This is a genomic window from Micromonospora peucetia (genome assembly GCF_900091625.1).
In the GTDB taxonomy this organism is placed as follows: domain Bacteria; phylum Actinomycetota; class Actinomycetes; order Mycobacteriales; family Micromonosporaceae; genus Micromonospora; species Micromonospora peucetia.
In genome coordinates, this window is the sequence record NZ_FMIC01000002.1 from 2,790,722 (window position 1) to 2,807,519 (window position 16,798).

17 protein-coding genes and 1 pseudogene are annotated in these 16,798 nt (G+C 73.4%); 7 read left to right on the top strand and 11 right to left on the bottom strand.

Features of this window, described 5'->3' with window-relative positions:
* Positions 1-21 precede the first annotated feature (21 nt).
* The 7 genes from GA0070608_RS13070 to proB all read right to left on the bottom strand — a co-directional run bounded on the left by GA0070608_RS13070 (position 22) and on the right by proB (position 5,047).
* Complete coding sequence (locus tag GA0070608_RS13070) at positions 22-645, bottom strand: hypothetical protein (protein WP_091627532.1); 624 nt, start codon at positions 643-645, stop codon at positions 22-24.
* Entirely contained in the window at positions 642-1,232 is a 591-nt protein-coding gene (locus GA0070608_RS13075) for a hypothetical protein (RefSeq protein WP_091627535.1), read from the bottom strand. Before GA0070608_RS13075 ends, GA0070608_RS13070 begins: the two co-directional genes overlap by 4 nt.
* A complete protein-coding gene (locus GA0070608_RS13080) occupies positions 1,225-1,719 on the bottom strand; it encodes a WXG100-like domain-containing protein (protein WP_091627538.1) in 495 nt (164 codons plus the stop codon). Before GA0070608_RS13080 ends, GA0070608_RS13075 begins: the two co-directional genes overlap by 8 nt.
* A gap of 27 nt (positions 1,720-1,746) precedes the next feature.
* Complete coding sequence (locus tag GA0070608_RS13085; RefSeq protein WP_091627541.1) at positions 1,747-2,073, bottom strand: WXG100 family type VII secretion target; 327 nt, start codon at positions 2,071-2,073, stop codon at positions 1,747-1,749.
* Positions 2,074-2,075: 2 nt separating this feature from the next.
* A complete protein-coding gene (locus tag GA0070608_RS13090) occupies positions 2,076-2,474 on the bottom strand; it encodes a YbaB/EbfC family nucleoid-associated protein (protein WP_091627544.1) in 399 nt (132 codons plus the stop codon).
* Positions 2,475-2,633: 159 nt separating this feature from the next.
* Positions 2,634-3,878 carry a glutamate-5-semialdehyde dehydrogenase gene (locus GA0070608_RS13095; protein ID WP_091627548.1) on the bottom strand — a complete coding sequence of 415 codons (1,245 nt, stop codon included), beginning with the start codon at positions 3,876-3,878 and terminating at the stop codon, positions 2,634-2,636.
* Positions 3,879-3,889: 11 nt separating this feature from the next.
* Entirely contained in the window at positions 3,890-5,047 is a 1,158-nt protein-coding gene (gene proB / locus GA0070608_RS13100; RefSeq protein ID WP_091627551.1) for a glutamate 5-kinase, read from the bottom strand.
* A gap of 13 nt (positions 5,048-5,060) precedes the next feature.
* On the opposite strand from proB, the gene GA0070608_RS13105 reads away from it, so the two are divergent.
* From GA0070608_RS13105 to GA0070608_RS13115, 3 genes are read left to right on the top strand one after another with little or no spacing between them, the layout of a single operon-like run.
* Positions 5,061-5,372: an MGMT family protein gene (locus GA0070608_RS13105; RefSeq protein ID WP_091627554.1), complete on the top strand. Its 312-nt coding sequence runs from the start codon at positions 5,061-5,063 to the stop codon at positions 5,370-5,372.
* Positions 5,373-5,404: 32 nt separating this feature from the next.
* Complete coding sequence (locus GA0070608_RS13110; protein WP_091627557.1) at positions 5,405-6,820, top strand: MFS transporter; 1,416 nt, start codon at positions 5,405-5,407, stop codon at positions 6,818-6,820.
* A 27-nt stretch (positions 6,821-6,847) separates the two neighbouring features.
* Positions 6,848-8,392 carry a pyridoxal phosphate-dependent decarboxylase family protein gene (locus tag GA0070608_RS13115; RefSeq protein ID WP_091627560.1) on the top strand — a complete coding sequence of 515 codons (1,545 nt, stop codon included), beginning with the start codon at positions 6,848-6,850 and terminating at the stop codon, positions 8,390-8,392.
* Between the two features lie 40 nt (positions 8,393-8,432).
* Here GA0070608_RS13115 and GA0070608_RS13120 read toward each other — a convergent pair whose 3' ends face one another.
* The gene (locus GA0070608_RS13120) at positions 8,433-9,620 is read right to left on the bottom strand and encodes a hypothetical protein (protein ID WP_091627563.1); all 1,188 of its coding nucleotides are present in this window, start codon (positions 9,618-9,620) and stop codon (positions 8,433-8,435) included.
* Positions 9,613-10,179, bottom strand: a complete 567-nt coding sequence (locus GA0070608_RS13125) for a SigE family RNA polymerase sigma factor (protein ID WP_245715780.1) — start codon at positions 10,177-10,179, stop codon at positions 9,613-9,615. Before GA0070608_RS13125 ends, GA0070608_RS13120 begins: the two co-directional genes overlap by 8 nt.
* 177 nt (positions 10,180-10,356) lie before the next feature.
* On the opposite strand from GA0070608_RS13125, the gene GA0070608_RS13130 reads away from it, so the two are divergent.
* Both GA0070608_RS13130 and GA0070608_RS13135 read left to right on the top strand, forming a co-directional pair.
* A complete protein-coding gene (locus GA0070608_RS13130) occupies positions 10,357-10,947 on the top strand; it encodes an NADH-quinone oxidoreductase subunit B (protein WP_091635003.1) in 591 nt (196 codons plus the stop codon).
* A 59-nt stretch (positions 10,948-11,006) separates the two neighbouring features.
* A complete protein-coding gene (locus GA0070608_RS13135) occupies positions 11,007-12,323 on the top strand; it encodes a DUF2252 domain-containing protein (RefSeq protein ID WP_091627571.1) in 1,317 nt (438 codons plus the stop codon).
* 6 nt (positions 12,324-12,329) lie between these two features.
* On the opposite strand, the gene GA0070608_RS13140 is transcribed toward GA0070608_RS13135, so the two are convergent.
* Entirely contained in the window at positions 12,330-13,376 is a 1,047-nt protein-coding gene (locus tag GA0070608_RS13140) for a glucose 1-dehydrogenase (protein ID WP_091627575.1), read from the bottom strand.
* Between the two features lie 200 nt (positions 13,377-13,576).
* Between GA0070608_RS13140 and GA0070608_RS13145 the strand changes: the two are divergent.
* A pseudogene (locus tag GA0070608_RS13145) lies at positions 13,577-14,173 on the top strand (NADH-quinone oxidoreductase subunit C); the annotation flags it as partial.
* A gap of 356 nt (positions 14,174-14,529) precedes the next feature.
* Complete coding sequence (nuoH, locus tag GA0070608_RS13150) at positions 14,530-15,492, top strand: NADH-quinone oxidoreductase subunit NuoH (protein WP_091627578.1); 963 nt, start codon at positions 14,530-14,532, stop codon at positions 15,490-15,492.
* Positions 15,493-15,679: 187 nt separating this feature from the next.
* Here the strand turns inward: nuoH and GA0070608_RS13155 are convergent, their stop codons facing one another.
* Positions 15,680-16,699, bottom strand: a complete 1,020-nt coding sequence (locus GA0070608_RS13155) for a glutathione S-transferase family protein (protein WP_091635007.1) — start codon at positions 16,697-16,699, stop codon at positions 15,680-15,682.
* Between the last annotated feature and the right edge of the window lie 99 nt (positions 16,700-16,798).

A 16,798-nucleotide genomic window follows, 5' to 3' on the forward strand; every position in this document is an offset into this window, starting at 1 on the left:
TTCTCGGCGGGACGGTGCTTGTCAGGAGACGATGCCCGCGGTCACCAGCAGGCGCAGCCAGGTGTCCGCGTACTGCCCCTGGAACCGGCCCTTGCGTACCCGCTGCTCCCGGACCCCGGGCCCCAGGATGGTGTCGACCATCTGCGGGTATTTCTCGCCCAGCACGTACTCGTCGAAGAAGGTGACGATGTCGGGGGCGAGGACGTGGATGTCGACGTCCTCGTCGGGGTGCTCGTAGAGAAAGACGTAGTCGTCCGGGTCGATGTGATAGACGTCGCCCTCTTCAAGGTCGAGCGAGATGCCCTCGCCGCCGTCGATCTCGTCGCGCAGCCGGGGCGGGACGCTGTGCAGCTCGCAGCCGATCGACAGGGCGGGGCCCAGCGGATCGTGCGGATTGTCCGGCCGGGCCTGGAAGGCGGCCGCGCTGCCGATCTCGGCTGGCTGCTCGAACCGGAAGTTGCTGCCTTCGATCTTGCCGATGATGCGGAACACCTCGAACGTGCCCTCGGGTACGCCGGGAAGAGGCTCAAGGGCGGCCCCGTCGACGAGGACGACGCCGAAACCGTGCTCCGCCTCCAGTTCCCTGAGTCGTTCGAACCTGGTGCGGATCCGGTCGAGCTTGGCCGCCATCGCGTCACTCGTCACGGGATCACCTTCACTATTACCGGAGTCCCCTCGGGCACGTCCTTGAGCGCCTGGCCGATCTCCCGGCCGATCTCCCGGTTGGTCCAGGCATCCATCAACCGGAGGTTATCGTACGAATCCTTGCCACCCAGTTGCAGCTCGTGCACGTGGTCGGGGTCGAGTGTCACGCCGGGCCCGGTCACCGGGTGCTTCTTGGGATTCTTGCCCCGGTACAGGGCCTTGACCAGCTCCTTGTTGCTCACGTAGTTCTGGCCCTTGTTCAGCCGTCGGATCACCCGGTCCCGGTAGACGGTGGTCAGCTTCCGGGTGCCCGGCTTCTTCGGGTCCTTGTGTTCCACCTGCTTGCGTTTCGGCTTGGTCTTGACCAGCTTGCCCTCCTGGCCGAGCCGCACCAGGTCCGCGGCCTTGCGGTCGAAGTCCTTCTTGACGAAGTCCGTCCGGTTGCGCAGCACCAGGACGGCAGGCCCCTTGGGCTTGCCTCCCCCCTTGGCGGTCCGGAAGACGTCCGCGTTCTCCAGGTACGCCGAGACGAGCTTCGCGCCCTTGGCCTGGGTCTGCCGAGGCGGGGACGTCCGTCGATTAGGCATTGAGCACCGTGTCCACGGCCATGCCGATGAGCTGGTCGATGATGAACCCGGTGATCATCTTGAAGATCGGGATCTGGAGGAGGGACGCCCCGAAGGTGACCGCCGCCGTCACGATCGCCTGCGCGATCTGGATCGCCAGCAGGGCCAGTTGGATGATCACCTGGATCTTCAGGACCAGCACCACGCCCGCCGCGACCATCAACCCGATGCCGATGACGGTCGCCGGGCGGGCGGCATCGGCGACGTTGCGCGCGGCCGACTCGCCGTCGTTCCACTCACCGGCGAAGGCGGTGAAGCTCTCACCCCGGTTGTTGTCGAGGATCGTTCGGGCCGCCGTCTCCAGCTGCGCGACCGACCCGGAGATCTGGCCGGCCATGCCGGTCCACTCCCCGGCGAGCTGGAAGATCGCCGTCTCGTCGGACTGGGGCCACTCGTAGCCCAGCATCGAGAGCAGGGAGGCGAGCTCGCCCGGAATCGTCAGACCCACCGCGACTCCTTTCGTAGGTCGGGCGGCTCAGCCGCCCAGCGAGCCGAGGATCGAGCGGAAGGACGCGGCCGCGTCATCCTCGACGGCGCGGTAGCTCTCGGCCATCCCGCGCAGCCTGTCGACGTAGCTCTCCAGCTCGGTGATGTTGGTGCCGAGGCACTCGGCCAGCGCCTCCACGCACGCCTGGTGGGCGATGCCCAGCAGCGACCCGATGTCGTCGCCGCCGAAGGCTGCGGCGTAGCCGCCGACCGACGCCTGGAAGCCCTCGAAGACCTGGCGGACGGACTCCTTGGCCTGTTCCAGCTCGTCCGCGCCGCGACCCAGCGCGTCGATGTCGACGTCGAGGCTCTCCACGCTCAGCTCCTGTGCAGTTTGCGCATGGTCTCACTGACGGCCTGGCTGATCTCCCGCATCTGCCGCAGGCCCTGGTCCTGGAGACGTTCGACGGTGGCGGTCACCGCAGCGAGGTCAGGCATCGACTCGGTGGCGGCGGCCCCGTCGTCCTGACCGTCGAGCGCCGCGTTGACTGCCTGGCGCAGCTCGGCGGCGAGGTATTCCGAGCCCTCCCGGAGCACCCGGGGGTCGATGTCGATGGCGCTGACCCGACCGTCGGTGCCAAGGGTGACCCGGATCCGGCCATCGGCGGCCTCGGCCACCGACTCCGCCCGCTCCCGAGGCGCTGCGGTGCCGCTCACCTCGCGCAGCGCGGCCCGTGTCTGCGCCAGTTGCTGTTCCAGGGCGCTCTCACCCAGCATGCCGCCTCCCCAAGACAAGCCGTGCCGAACCGTTCCAGACTAACGGTCAGCCGCAATCCGGCCGTGACCCGTCTCAACTGGCCGCCCGGCTGGCCGGATTCGAGCGCCCCGGTCCCCAGTGGCCGGACGCCCCGCCGGCACCGGTGACCGCGGGTGCGATCAGCCGCGCAGGTGGCCGTTCCCGGTGACCACGTACTTGGTGGAGGTCAGCTCGGGCAGGCCCATCGGGCCCCGGGCGTGCAGTTTCTGCGTGGAGATGCCGATCTCGGCGCCGAAGCCGAACTCGCCGCCGTCGGTGAACCGGGTCGAGGCGTTGACCATCACGGCCGCCGCGTCCACCCGGGCCACGAACTCCCGGGCGGCGGTGGTCGAGTCGGTGACGATCGCCTCGGTGTGCCCGGTGCCGTACCGCCGGATGTGCGCGACCGCCGCGTCGAGCGAGTCGACGACGGCGACCGAGATGTCGGCGGACAGGTATTCGGTGGCGAAGTCCTCGTCGGAGGCGGGCAGCACCGCGTCGGAGTGGGCGGCGACCCGGCCGTCGCCGTGCACGGTGACGCCCGCGTCGGCGAACGCGGCCAGCATCGGCGGCAGGAAGGCGTCGGCGACCGCCGCGTGCACGAGCAGCGACTCGGCGGTGTTGCAGGTGGACAGTCGCTGGGTCTTCGCGTTCAGTGCGATCGCGACGGCCTTGGCCAGGTCGGCGGCGGCGTCGACGTAGACGTGGCAGTTGCCCACGCCGGTCTCGATCACCGGCACGGTGGACTCCTCCACCACGGTGCGGATCAGGGACGCGCCGCCGCGCGGGATCAGCACGTCGACCAGGCCCCGGGCGCGCATCAGCTCCTTGACCGAGTCGCGGCTGCTGGCGTCGAGCAGTTGCACCGCGTCCGCCGGCAGGCCCGCGTCGGCGACGGCGTCGCGCAGCACCGCGACCAGGGCGGCGTTGGAGTGCGCCGCCGACGACGAGCCGCGCAGCAGCGCCGCGTTGCCGGACTTCAGGCAGATGCCGGCGGCGTCGACCGTCACGTTCGGCCGGGCCTCGTAGATGATGCCCACCACGCCGAACGGCACCCGGATCTGGCGCAGCTCCAGCCCGTTGGGCAGGGTCGAGCCCCGGACCACCTCGCCCACCGGGTCCGGCAGCGCGGCCATCTGCCGCAGCGCGTCGGCGATGCCGGCCACCCGCCCCGCGTCGAGGGCGAGCCGGTCCAGCACGGCCGCGCTCAGCCCGGCCTCCCGCCCGGCCGCCAGGTCCGCCTCGTTGGCGGCCAGGATCTCCGGCGTACGGGCCACCAACGCGTCGGCCATCGCCACCAGCGCGGCATCCTTGGTCGTACGCGTGGCGACGGCCAGCGCCTCCGCCGCCGTACGCGCCCGTCGGGCCTGCTCGCTCACGCTCATCGCCGCACTCCTCACAGCAGTACCAGGTCGTCGCGGTGGACGACCTCCCGTTCGTACGCCGGGCCGAGCGCCGCGGCGAGTTCCGTGGTGGACCGGCCGAGCAGCCCGGGCAGCTCGACCGCGTCGTAGTTGACCAGCCCTCGGGCGACCGGTGCGCCCCCGGCGTCCACCAGGTCGACCGGGTCGCCGGCGGTGAACGCCCCGTCCACGGCCGTGATCCCGGCGGGCAGCAGCGACTTGCGTCGATCCACCACCGCCGCGACCGCACCCGGGTCGAGGTGCAGCCGCCCCCGGGGCGAGGTGGCGTGGGCCAGCCAGAACAGCCGGGCCGTCGGGCGCCGGCGGCTCGGGTGGAACAGGGTGCCGACGGGCTCGCCGGCCAGCGCCGGGGCGGCCAGCGGCGCGGCGGTCAGCACCACCGGGATGCCGAAGCCGGTGGCGATCCGGGCCGCCTCCACCTTGGTGACCATGCCGCCGGTGCCCACCCCGGCCCGGCCGGCGCCCCCGACCTCGACCCCGGTGAGGTCCCGCTCGTCGTGCACCTCGCTGATCCGGCTGGAGCCCGGCCGGGCGGGGTCGCCGGTCCAGAGGGCGTCCACGTCCGAGAGGAGCACCAGCAGGTCGGCGTGGACCAGGGCGGCGACGAGGGCGGCCAGCCGGTCGTTGTCGCCGAACCGGATCTCCTCGGTGGCGACCGTGTCGTTCTCGTTGACGATCGGCACCGCCCGCAGGTCGAGCAGCTTGCGCAGGGTCCGGTACGCGTTGCGGTAGTGCGCCCGCCGGGTCACGTCGTCGACGGTGAGCAGGACCTGCCCGACGGTCAGCCCGTGGCGGGCGAAGGCCGACGCGTACCGGCCGATCAGCAGGCCCTGCCCGACGCTGGCGGCGGCCTGCTGGGTGGCCAGGTCGCGCGGACGCCGGGACAGCCCCAGCGGCGCGAGGCCGGCGGCGATCGCGCCGGAGCTGACCAGTACGACCTCCCGGCCCTCGGCGGCGAGCGCGCCCAGGGTGCCGACGAGCGCGTCGACCCGCTCGTCGTCCAGCCCGCCGGTCGCGGTGGTCAACGAGGAGGATCCGATCTTGACGACGACCCGCCGGGCCGCCGTGACTACGTCGCGCACCCGCCCATTCTGCGTGGTCGGTCCCGGCCCGCCCCGGCGCGTTCCCATATCGTGGCCGGTCGTGAGACCTGACGAGTACGTGGAGGCGGTGCTGGAACTGGTCGAGCGGATCCCGCCCGGCCGGGTGATGTCGTACGGGGCGGTCGCCGACGCGTTGGCCGAACGCTCGGGGCGGGCGTCGGCCCGGCTGGTCGGCACGATCATGGCCCGGCACGGTGGGGGAGTGCCCTGGCACCGGGTGGTGAACTCGGCCGGCCGGCTGCCGCCCGGTCACGAGCGGGAGGCGCGGGCCCGGCTGCGCGCCGAGGGGACGCCGCTGCGCGGCGACGGGGTGGACATGGGGGCGAGCTGGTCCCCTGAGGAGGGGATGTGACCCGCGCCATAACGTGAGTAACATTCGGCGGCATGAACGCGCCGTCGGGTGGAGTTGGGCCGGTCCCTGGCGTGCTGCCGCGCCGGGTGCACGCCGGTTACGCGCTCGGCTCGCTGGCCACCGGCGCGTTCGGCACCGTGCCCGGCCTGCTCCTGCTGCCTTACCTGACCGACACCCTCGGCGTCGCGGCGGGCGCGGCGGCCCTGCTGGTGCTCCTGCCGAAGGCGTGGGACGTGCTGGTCAACCCGGTCGCCGGCCGGATCTCCGACCGCACCCGGTCGCGCTGGGGTGCCCGCCGGCCGTACCTGCTGGGCGCCGGGCTCGCCCTCGGCGTGCTCTTCGCCGCCATCTTCGCCGCGCCGTTCGGCACCGGGCCGGCCGCCGGGGCGTACGTGGCGGTCGCCTTCCTCGCCACCGCCACCGCGTTCGCCTTCTTCCAGGTGCCGTACGTGGCGATGCCGGCCGAGCTGACCGGCGACTACGCCGAACGTACCCGGCTGATGAGCTGGCGGATCGCGGTGCTGGCGCTGGCCATCCTGGTCTCCGGCGCGGTGGCCCCGCTGGTGCGCGACGCCGGTGGCGGGGGCGTCGGGGGGCACCGCTGGATGGGGCTCTTCGTCGCCGCTCTGATCGTGCTCGGCGCGCTCGGCGCGTTCCTCGGCACCCGGTCCGCGCCCGGCGCCACGGTGGGGGAGAACGAGCCGACGCTGCGCGCCCAGCTCACCGTCGCTGCCCGCAACCGGCCGTTCCGGGCGCTGCTGGTCTGCTTCGTGGTGCAGTCCGCCGGGGTGGCCACCGTCCTAGCCGGGGTCAACTACTTCGCCGACCAGATCCTGCGCGACCCCGAGGGCGGGCCGACCGTGCTGTTCGCCTGCTTCGTCGGGCCGGCGCTGCTGGTGATGCCGCTCTGGACCCGGGTCGGTGCGCGGGTCGGCAAGCTCGCCGCCCTGGTGGCCGCGTCGCTGATCTTCGCGGTGGGTGCGCTGGCCCTGGTCGCGGCCCCGGTGCTGCCCCCGCTCGCGGTCTACCCCCTGGTCGCGCTGATCGGCGTCGGCTATGCCGGGCAGCAGGTGTTCGCCCTCGCCATGCTTCCGGACTGCATCGCGTACGACACGGCGCGCACCGGCCGGCGGCAGGCGGGCGTCTTCACCGGGGTCTGGACAGCCGGCGAGACCTTCGGGCTGGCCCTCGGGCCGGGCATCTTCGGCCTGGTGCTCCAGCTCAGCGGCTACGTCTCCTCCGACACCGGCACGGCGGCGGCCCAGTCCGACACCGCCCGGCTCGGCATCCTGCTCGGCTTCACCGTCCTGCCCGCCCTCCTGGTGGGCCTGGCGGTCCTCTTCCTCCGCCCCTACGACCTCACTCCGGCCCGCCTCGCCGCCGCCGAGGCCGAGCCCGTTTCCCACCCCGCCGATCATCCGGTTGTGGTGGGGGACGAGGGCCGCTGAACCCCACCAGAAGGGCATCACGACGCCATGATCGACGAGGAAGCTGACCGGCGGGCGCTGCCCGGGAACGGGTTGCCCGCCGAGCGGGTGCTGGCGGAGGTGCGGGCGCTGCGGGCCGCCGACCGGCCCACCCACGGTGGGCGGCTGTTCGCCTACGTCTACGACCCGGCGGTGCCGGGGCTCGACGAGCTGGCCGCCGCCGCGTACGCCGGCAGCGCCCACGTCAACGGGCTCGACCCGACCGCCTTCCCGTCGCTGCTGGCGATGGAGAACGCACTGGTCGGCGCAGCCGCCCGGCTGCTCGGCGGCGGCCCCGGCAGCGCCGCCCCGGACGTCGTCGGCAGCGTCACCAGCGGCGGCACCGAGTCGCTGATCCTGGCCGTGAAGGCCGCCCGGGACGCCCACCCGGAGATCACCGAACCCCGGATCGTGGTGCCGGCCAGCGCGCACGCCGCGTTCGCCAAGGCGGCGCACTACCTGCGGGTCGCGGTGGACCCGGTGCCCGTGTCGGCGCGGACGCTGCGGCCGGCCGCAGCCGACGTGGCCGCCGCCATCGGCCCGGAGACCGTGCTGGTGGTCTGCTCCGCCCCCTCGTACGCGCACGGTGTCGTCGACCCCGTCGCCGAGATCGCTCGGGCGGCGGCCTCGGCCGGGGTGCGCTGTCACGTGGACGCCTGCTTCGGCGGCTGGACCCTGCCGTACCTGCGCCGGCTCGGGGTGGACGTGCCGCCCTTCGACTTCGCCCTCGCCGGGGTCACCTCGATCTCGGTGGACCTGCACAAGTACGCGTACGCCCCGAAGGGCGTGTCGGTCCTGCTGCACCGGGATCCGGCGCTGCGCGCCCCGCAGTACTTCGCATACGCGGACTGGCCCGGCTACACGATGGTGAACCCGGTCATCGCCTCCACCCGCTCCGGCGGCCCGATCGCCGCCGCGTACGCCACCCTGCGGCACCTCGGCGACGACGGGTACCTGCGGCTCGCGGCGGCCACCCGGGACGCCGTGGCCGGCCTGGCCGACGCCGTCCGTACGGTCGACGGGCTGCGGCTGATGGCCGAGCCGGAGTCGACCGTCGTCTGCTTCACCGCCACCGACCCGGGCCTCGACCTCTTCGTCCTGGTCGACGAGCTGGCCGCCCGGGGCTGGCACACCCAGCCCCAACAGTCGTACGCCGACCTGCCGCGCAGCGTGCACCTGACGGTGACGGCCGCGGTGGCGCCCCGGGTGGCCGAGTTCGGCCCGGACCTGGCCGACGCGGTGGCCGCCGCACGGGCGGCCGGGCCGGTCGCGCTCCCCGCCGAACTGCTCGCACTGGCCGGCACGCTGACTCCGGAGGCGCTCACCCCGGACCTGGTCGCCGGCCTCGCCGCCGGGCTGGGTCTGACCATCCCGACCGACGCCGACGCCGCCCCGGCCGACGCCACCGCCCCGGTTGACGCCGGCACCGCCCCGGCCGGGCCGCTGCCGGGGCGGACGGCGGTGGTCAACACGCTGCTCGACGCCGCGCCGCCCGCGCTGCGGGAACGGCTGCTGGTGGAGTTCGTCGGCCTGCTGCAACGCCCCACCTGGTGAGCGGCGGCGTCCACCCCGTCGGGTGGACGCCGCCGCCGGATCACCTGTCCACCCGGACGGCGACGCGGTTGTCCCCGGGGGTCAGGTCCGGCCAGTAGCGATAGTCGGTGCCGTAGTGGACCAGCCAGACCGACAGGCCCGCCTGGAGGCCCTCCGGCCCGAGGCGGAAGCGGAAGGTCCAGCTCCGGCGCTCCCCGGCCGGCACCCCCTCGGTCAGGCACGACGGCCACTCCGGCTGTACGCGGGCCGGCTCGCACCGGTTCCAGTCGCCGCCGTCGGGCGTGCCGAAGGCCTCCATATGTTGGAAGGCGACGCGGTCCGCGTCGAGGGGTCCTCGGTTGATCACGGTCAACGTCACCGTGCCCTGCAACCGGCCCCGCTCGTCCGCCGGTCCGAGGACGAACGGCCCGGCGGAGATCGCGAGGTCGGTGAGGCGGGAGTCCCGGCCCCAGGTGGTCGGACCGCCGGTCTGGGCGAACCGCTCGCCGTCCCAGCCGTACGTCCGCCACTGCTGTCGTGCCCAGTACGCCGGAATGCTGCAACAGGGCTGGATGTCGGCGACCTGGACGCGGACCTTCCCGTCGGCCACGGCGACGGCGCGGACGTTCTCGAAGCCGCCGTCACCCTCCTCGTGTGTCCGGGCCACCCGCCCCAGCGTGACGATCCGCCCGGCGGCGTCCCGGTCGAAGGCGACCACCTGCTTCGCCGACGCCTCGCCGATGCGGCAGCCGAGCAGGGCCAGCGTCTCGGTGGCGCCGTCGGCGTCGACGTCGCCGTGCGTGACGCTGATCAGGTACGGCCGGTCCACCTCCCCGGTGGTGGCCGGCAGCAGGGTGACCCGCGTGGTGTCGGCGCAGTTGCGGCCGGCCCAGGCCGGCAGGTCGAGCGCGGCGGCGCGCAGCTGTTGCTCGGTGATCCGGCCGTCCGGCGCGGCCGGTGACGACGGCGACCGCGACGTGTCGGGCGAGGGCCCGGGCGACGGGGACCAGGTCGGCTCGGCCGTCGGCGTCAGCGTCGACGGTCCCGGCGGCGGGGCGTCCCGCAGCGCCGCGACGGCGGCGATCGGGGCCACCACCAGCGCGACGGCGACCGCCCCGGTCACGACGGTGGCGCGGCGGCGACGCCGCAGCGTGCGCCGGGCCGCGTCCGGGCCCGGACCGTCGATCCGGTCCGTCACGTCTCCGCGGTACGCGGCGAAGCGCGCCCGCAGCGGGTCCTGCTCAGGCATGACCGACTTCCTCCGGGTTCTCGACGAGCAGGGTGGCCAGGACGACGCGGCCCCGGTGCAGCCACGACTTGACCGTTCCCTCGGCCACCCCCTCCTGGACGGCGATCTGGGCGACGGACATGTCGGCGAGGTAGTGCAGGACGACGGCCCGCCGGTGTTTCTCGGGCAGCGCCGCGAGCGCCCTGTCGATGGCCACCCGGTCCGGCGTCGGGCCCGGCACCTGCGTCTCCACCCGCCGCTGCCGCAGCAGGTGGCCGCGGGCGGTACGCAGCCGACGCCACCGGCTGCGGGCGAGGTTCCAGGCCACCTGTCGGATCCAGGCCACCGGGTCGTCGTAGCGGACCAGCCGGTCCCACCGGGCGAGCGCCCGGCAGAACGCCTCCTGCGCCAGGTCCTGGGCCTGGCCCAGGTCTCCGGTGTACGCGCAGAGCTGCGCGGTCACGCCGCGGAAGTGCGCGTGGTAGAAGTCGTCGAAGGTGATCACCGCCCCGCCCCCGCCGGCCCGTGCGTCGACCGTCGGAGGTGGTTCGTTGGCGCGGGCCCCCATCGTCACTGTCACTGTCCCTCCCCGTTCGAGCCCACCGTGGGTGTCTGACGGCGGTAACACTCCACCGGGCTGCGACCGGTTGCGGCCGGCGCGGTCGTGGATCCGACGGCGGAACGGGCCACCGACGGGTCGGCCGGTGCCGCCGAGGGCTGTGGTTGACTTGGGGCGGTGCTCGGGAAGGGGGCGGTCGTGCAGGTGCCGGGAGTGCTCGGCGAGCCGATCCGGTTCGTGCTGAACTGGGGCCGTCGCTACTCGCTCTGGGTCTTCAACTTCGGCCTGGCCTGCTGCGCGATCGAGTTCATCGCCACCAGCATGGGCCGGCACGACTTCATGCGCCTCGGCGTGATCCCGTTCGCGCACGGGCCCCGGCAGGCCGACCTGATGGTGGTCTCCGGGACGGTCACCGACAAGATGGCCCCCGCGATCAAGCGGCTCTACGACCAGATGCCCGAGCCGAAGTACGTCATCTCGTTCGGCGCGTGCTCCAACTGCGGCGGCCCCTACTGGGATTCGTACTCGGTGACCAAGGGCGTCGACCAGCTCATCCCGGTCGACGTCTACGTGCCCGGCTGCCCGCCCCGGCCCGAGGCGCTGCTGCACGGCATCCTGCGCCTCCAGGAGAAGATCGCCGCCGAGCAGTCCGGGATCGGTGGGGTTCCCCGGCCGGACGCGCTCGCCCCGCCGGTCGACGCCTCGCCGGCCGACGGCAGGTCCACCGGTGCGCTCGCACGCTCGGCGGAGTCGCTGACCGCCCCGCCGGTCCGCCCGCCCACCGCCTGAGCCGCACCGCCCGGTCGGATGACGCCCGGGGTTGGCCGGCGGGGGCTAGCCTGCGCACCATGAACCACTCCGCCGACCAGCGTTCCGCCCACATCGTCGACGTGCTCACCGAGGAGTTCGGTGCGTCGATGGCTCTCGACCCGGCAGCCTTCCGGCGCAAGTTCCGCAAGATGGCCGCGTCGCCGTTCGCCTTCTACCGGGGCAGCGCCTCGCTGTTCTACGCCGACCAGGTCGGCGACTTCGCCGACGACCGGTTCCTCGACGACCGGACCAGCCGGGTGTGGATCCACGGCGACCTGCACGCGGAGAACTTCGGCACCTACATGAACGCCTCCGGGCAGCTCGTGTTCAACGTCAACGACTTCGACGAGGCGTACGTGGGGCCGTTCAGCTGGGACCTGAAGCGGCTGGCGGCCAGCGTGGCGCTGCTCGGCTACGCCAAGGCGCTCTCCGACCGGGCGATCAGCGACCTGGTCGCCGGCTTCGCGCAGTCGTACCTGACCGAACTGCGCGCCATCGCCGCCGGTGGCGACGACGCGATCGGCTCGATCACCCTGGACAACGCCGACGGGGTGCTGCGCCGGGTGCTCCAGCAGGCGCGGCTCAACACCCGGGTCGACCTGCTCGCCCTACAGACCACCATCGACAACTACGAGCGCCGGTTCTCGCTGGGCGACGGCGTCTTCGAGGTCGACGCCGAGACCCGGCAGCGGGTGTGCGCCGCGTTCGAGGAGTACCTCGGCACGCTGCCGGTCTCCGGCGCCCAGGTGCGTCCGGTGGCCACGCACGTCAAGGACGTGGTGCTGCGCAAGGGGGTGGGCATCGGCTCGGCCGGGCTGCCGTCGTACAACCTGCTGCTGGAGGGGCACACCCAGGCGCTGGAGAACGACGTCGTCATCTACATGAAGCAGGCCCAGGTGCCGGCGGTGGCCCGGCACATCGCCGACGAGTCGATCGCGGGCTACTTCCAGCACCAGGGACACCGCACCGCCGAGTCGCAGCGGGCACTCCAGGCGCACGCCGACCCGTGGCTGGGCTTCACCGAGCTGGACGGCGCCGGCCAGCTCGTCGCCGAGGTCTCCCCGTACGCGGCCGACCTCGACTGGGCCGACGTGAACGAGCCCGAGGAGTTGGCCGGGGTGCTGGCCGACCTGGGCCGGGCGGTCGCCCGGATGCACTCGGTGGCCGACGACGAGTCCAGCCACGACCTGGTGGACTACTCCACCGAGGAGGCGATCGTGGCGGCGGTGGACGCTGACGAGGCGGGCTTCGTGGCGCACCTGGTCGACTTCGCCCACGCGTACGGCGTCCGGGCCCGGCAGGACCACCAGCTCTTCGTCGACCTGTTCCGCAACGGCCGGCTGCCCGGCATCTGAGCGGCGTCAGGAGTCGAACTCCAGCACCACCTTGATGTCGTCCGGCTCGGGGGCGTACGCCCTGGCGTACGCCCCCACCGGCACCCGGCGGGTGATCAGCGAGTCGAGCCACCCCCGGTCGGCGCGGGCCAGCGCCGCCGCGGCGAGATCCCAGTGCCGGCGGTTGGCGTTCACCGAGCCGAAGACCACGTTGTTCTCCAGCACGAGGGAGCGGTTGAGCGCGCCGGCGTCGAGGTCGATGGTCCGCCCGCCGCTGGAGACGCCGGTCAGACAGACGATGCCGGTCGGCGCGGCCTTGTACATCACGTCGAGGACGACGACCGGCGCCCCGGTGCACTCCAGCACCACGTCCGGTTCCAGGTCCAGCTCGCTGACCGGCACGGTGTGGTAGGTCGCCCCGAGCGCCCGGACCAGCTCCGGCTTCGGTCCGGTGGTGTTGCGGTCCAGCACGTGCACGGCGAGTCCGCGCTGCGTGGCGAGCAGCGCGGCCAGCAGGCCGATCGGCCCGGCCCCGGTGACCAGCACGGTCTGCGGCTGCCACTCGGCACGGGCGCCGATGCGCTCGATGTGCTCCCACGCCTTCGCCACCACGCTGGTCGGTTCGAGCAGCATGCCGACCGGGGCGAGGGCCTGGTCCAGCCCCACCGCGAACCGGGGGTGCAGCCGCCAGCGGTCCCGGGCGAAGCCGGGCAGGGCCTTGATGCCGTGCTCGGTGAACCGGCCGTTGCGGCACATGTCCCACTCGCCGACCGCGCAGTTCGGGCAGGGCACCGGGTCCGGATGCCGGACGACGCCCGCCACCAGGTCGCCGGGTTGCAGGGTGCCCGACGGGTCCTCCAACACCCGGCCCAGCGACTCGTGCCCCAGCACCAGCAGGTCCGCGCCGGGCGGCGCCTCGCCGTACCCGCCGGCAATGATCTCGTGGTCGGTGCCGCAGATCCCCACCGCCAGGGCCTCGACCAGGATCGGGCCCTCCTCGGGCGGCGGCTCCGGATGGTCCTCGACCAGCCGCAGGGAGTCGGCGACACCCGGGGTGACAGTCACAGCGCGCACTCCCCCATCCTTCCCCCTGACCCACCCCAGCCCTGACAAAACCGACTAGATCCCCCGGATCGGGCCCATCCCTGCCAGCCTCCCGCCGATCATGCGGTCGTGGTGGGGCCCGGGCTCCACAACTGCGTGATCGACCGGCCAGGGGCGGGGTGGTGTTCGCTTTCGGCGGGGGGTCCGGGGCAGGCCCTAGGATCAGCGGCATGACTCCGGAAGAGGTCGGCCAGCGGATGGTCGCGCTGCTCGCGCCCGCCGAGGTGACCCCGTCGGTCTCCGGCGGCCAGGCGCACGCCCGCGCCACCGTCGACGTACCGCCGGCGAACTGGCCGGACGCGCTCCGCGCCGCCCGCGACGACATCGAGCTGGCCTGCGACTACTTCGACTGGCTCTCCGCCGTCGACGAGCTCGCCGGTGGCTTCGACATCGTGGCGCACCTCTGGTCCACCACCCGCCGGCACGGGCTCCTGCTGCGCACCCGGGTGCCCCGGGAAGCCCCGGCGGTCGCCTCGGTGGTCGACGTCTACCCGGGCGCCGCGTGGCACGAGCGGGAGACGCACGAGATGTTCGGCATCGACTTTCCCGGCCACGGCGGGCTGGCGCCGCTGCTGCTGCCGCCCGAGTTCGAGGGCCACCCGCTGCGCAAGGAGTTCGTGCTCGCCTCCCGGGTGGCCAAGCCCTGGCCGGGCGCCAAGGAACCGGGCGAGTCCGAGGCCGGGGGCGGGCGCCGGCCGATCCGCCCGCCGGGCGTGCCCGCACCGGGGGAGTGGGGGACGACGCCGACGCCGGCCGGCGCGGGTGGGGTCGGCGAGGGGCCGCGCGGCGGCACCCCGGCCCGCCCGGCCCGGGAGCGGCCCGCCCGGTCGGCCCCGGGGGCCCGTCCATCCCGTACCGCCGAGTCCGCCGCCACCGCCGACGGCCCGCCGCCTGCCGGCCCGCCGGCCGACGGCCCGGCGCTGGCCCCTTCGCCGCCCGCCGACTCGCCGGCCGCCACCGCCGACGGCCCTCCGCCCGCCGCCCCGCCGCCCGCCGGCCCGGCATCGGCCCCTCCGTCGCCGGCCGACTCGCCGGCCGACGGCACGGGCCCGGCGCCGCGCGGATCGGCCGCCGACCGGCCGGCACCCGACGACCGCGCCGGCGACGACGGAGGTACGCCCTGATGCCACTGTGGTTGGAGCTGGTCATCCGGGTGGGTGGCGTGCTGGTCGCCTTCCTCACCCTGCCGCTGCTGGTCGGGCAGGCAGAGCACAAGGTGATGGCGCACATGCAGGGCCGGCTCGGCCCGATGTACGCGGGCGGCTTCCACGGCTGGGCCCAACTGGTCGCCGACGGCGTGAAGTTCGTGCAGAAGGAGGACATCACGCCCCGGGAGGCGGACCGGACGGTGTTCCGGCTCGCCCCGGCGGTCGCCCTCGTGCCCTACCTGCTGGTCCTGCTGGTGATCCCGCTCGGCCCGGACGACCTGGTCGGGCAGCCGCTCGACATCGGCCTGTTCTTCGTGCTGGCGGTGATGGGCGTGGGCGTCGTGGCGGTGCTGATGTCGGCGTGGGCGTCGGCCAACAAGTACAGCCTCCTCGGTGGCCTACGCGGGGCGGCCCAACTGCTCGGATACGAGCTGCCGCTGGTGCTGGCCGCCGCATCGGTGGCGATGGCAGCCGGCACACTCAGCCTCTCCGGCATCGTCGAGGCGTGGCAGCCGTGGTGGCTGCTCTGGCAGGCCCCCGCCATGGTCGTCTTCTTCCTCGCCGGGCTCGCCGAGATCCGCCGCCCGCCGTTCGACATGCCGGTCGCCGACTCGGAGCTGGTCTTCGGCTACATGACGGAGTACACGGGCCTACGGTTCGCGTTCTTCCTGCTCGCCGAGTACGTCGGCATCGTGGTGATCGCCGCGCTCACCACCGTGCTCTTCCTCGGCGGCTGGCAGGGCCCGTTCGCCGACGCGCAGCTGGGCTGGCTGTGGACCCTGCTGAAGGTCTTCGCCGTCTCGTTTCTGATCATCTGGATCCGGGTGTCCTACCCCCGCCTGCGCGAGGACCAGCTCCAGCGCCTCTGCTGGCTGGTCCTGGTCCCCGTCTCCCTGGCCCAACTGGTCCTCACCGCCGCCGTCCGCGTAGCCCTCTGAACCCCCCTCCCTCCCCGTCCCTCGCCCTCCCGTCCCCTTGCCCTCCCGTCCCTCACCCCGTCGATCTTGCACTTTCGGCCCCGGCATATCGGAACGAAGCACGCATCTGGTGGGCGCAAAGTGCAAGATCGCGGGGGTGCGGGGTGCGGGGTGTGGGTGCGGGGTGCGGGGTGCGCGGGGCGGGGTGTCAGGGGAGTGGGGTGTGGGTGGGGGCGACGCGTTCGGTGGGTGGGGGTGGCGGGGGCGGGGTGCCGTCGCCGAAGGGGTGGCCGCCGAGGGTCTCCCGGCCGTGCGGGGTGAGCCAGTTCGCCAGGTCGGGGCCGAGCGGGACCACCCCGGTCGGGTTGATGTCGCGGTGCACCTCGTAGTAGTGCCGCTTGATGTGGTCGAAGTCGACCGTGTCACCGAAGCCCGGCGTCTGGAACAGGTCCCGGGCGTACGCCCAGAGCACCGGCATCTCGGTCAGCTTGCTGCGGTTGCACTTGAAGTGGCCGTGGTAGACCGGGTCGAAGCGGACCAGTGTGGTGAACAGCCGTACGTCCGCCTCGGTGACGGTGTCCCCGACCAGGTAGCGCTGCCCGGCCAGCCGCTCGCTGAGCCAGTCCAACCGGTCGAACAGCCGGTGGTACGCCTTCTCGTACGCAGCCTGGTCGCCGGCGAAGCCGCACCGGTAGACGCCGTTGTTGACGTCCCGGAACAGCACCTCGCTCACCTCGTCGATCTCGTCGCGTAGCCGTTCCGGGTAGAGGTCGGGCGCGCCCTCACGGTGGTACGCCGTCCACTCGGTGGACAGGTCGAGGCTCATCCGTCCGAAGTCGTTGGTCACCACCTGCCCGGTCGGCACGTCCACGATCGCCGGCACGGTGATGCCCCGTTCGTAGCCGGGGAACCGGGCGAAGTACGCCTCGGCCAGCCGCTCGATGCCGAGCACCGGGTCGCGCCCGTCCGGGTCGAGGTCGAACGTCCAACTCCGCTTGTCGTGGGTCGGGCCGGCCACCGCCATCGAGATCGCGTCCTCCAGCCCGAGCAGCCGCCGGACGATGATCAGCCGATTCGCCCAGGGGCAGGCGCGGCTGACCGCCAGCCGGTACCGGCCGGGCTCGACCGGCCAGCCGTCGCGGGCGTCTGCGGTGATCCGGGTGGCGATGTAGCGCTGGTCCCGGGTGAACTCGCCGCCCGGTTCGACGTACCTGCCGCCGGTCCGCATCAGCACCTCGTCGCCGCTGGCCGCCGCACCGCTGATCGTGCCCCCGTCCGCCGTGCCGCCTGTCGTGCCGCCCTCGGTCGTGCCGTCCATACCCGCCCC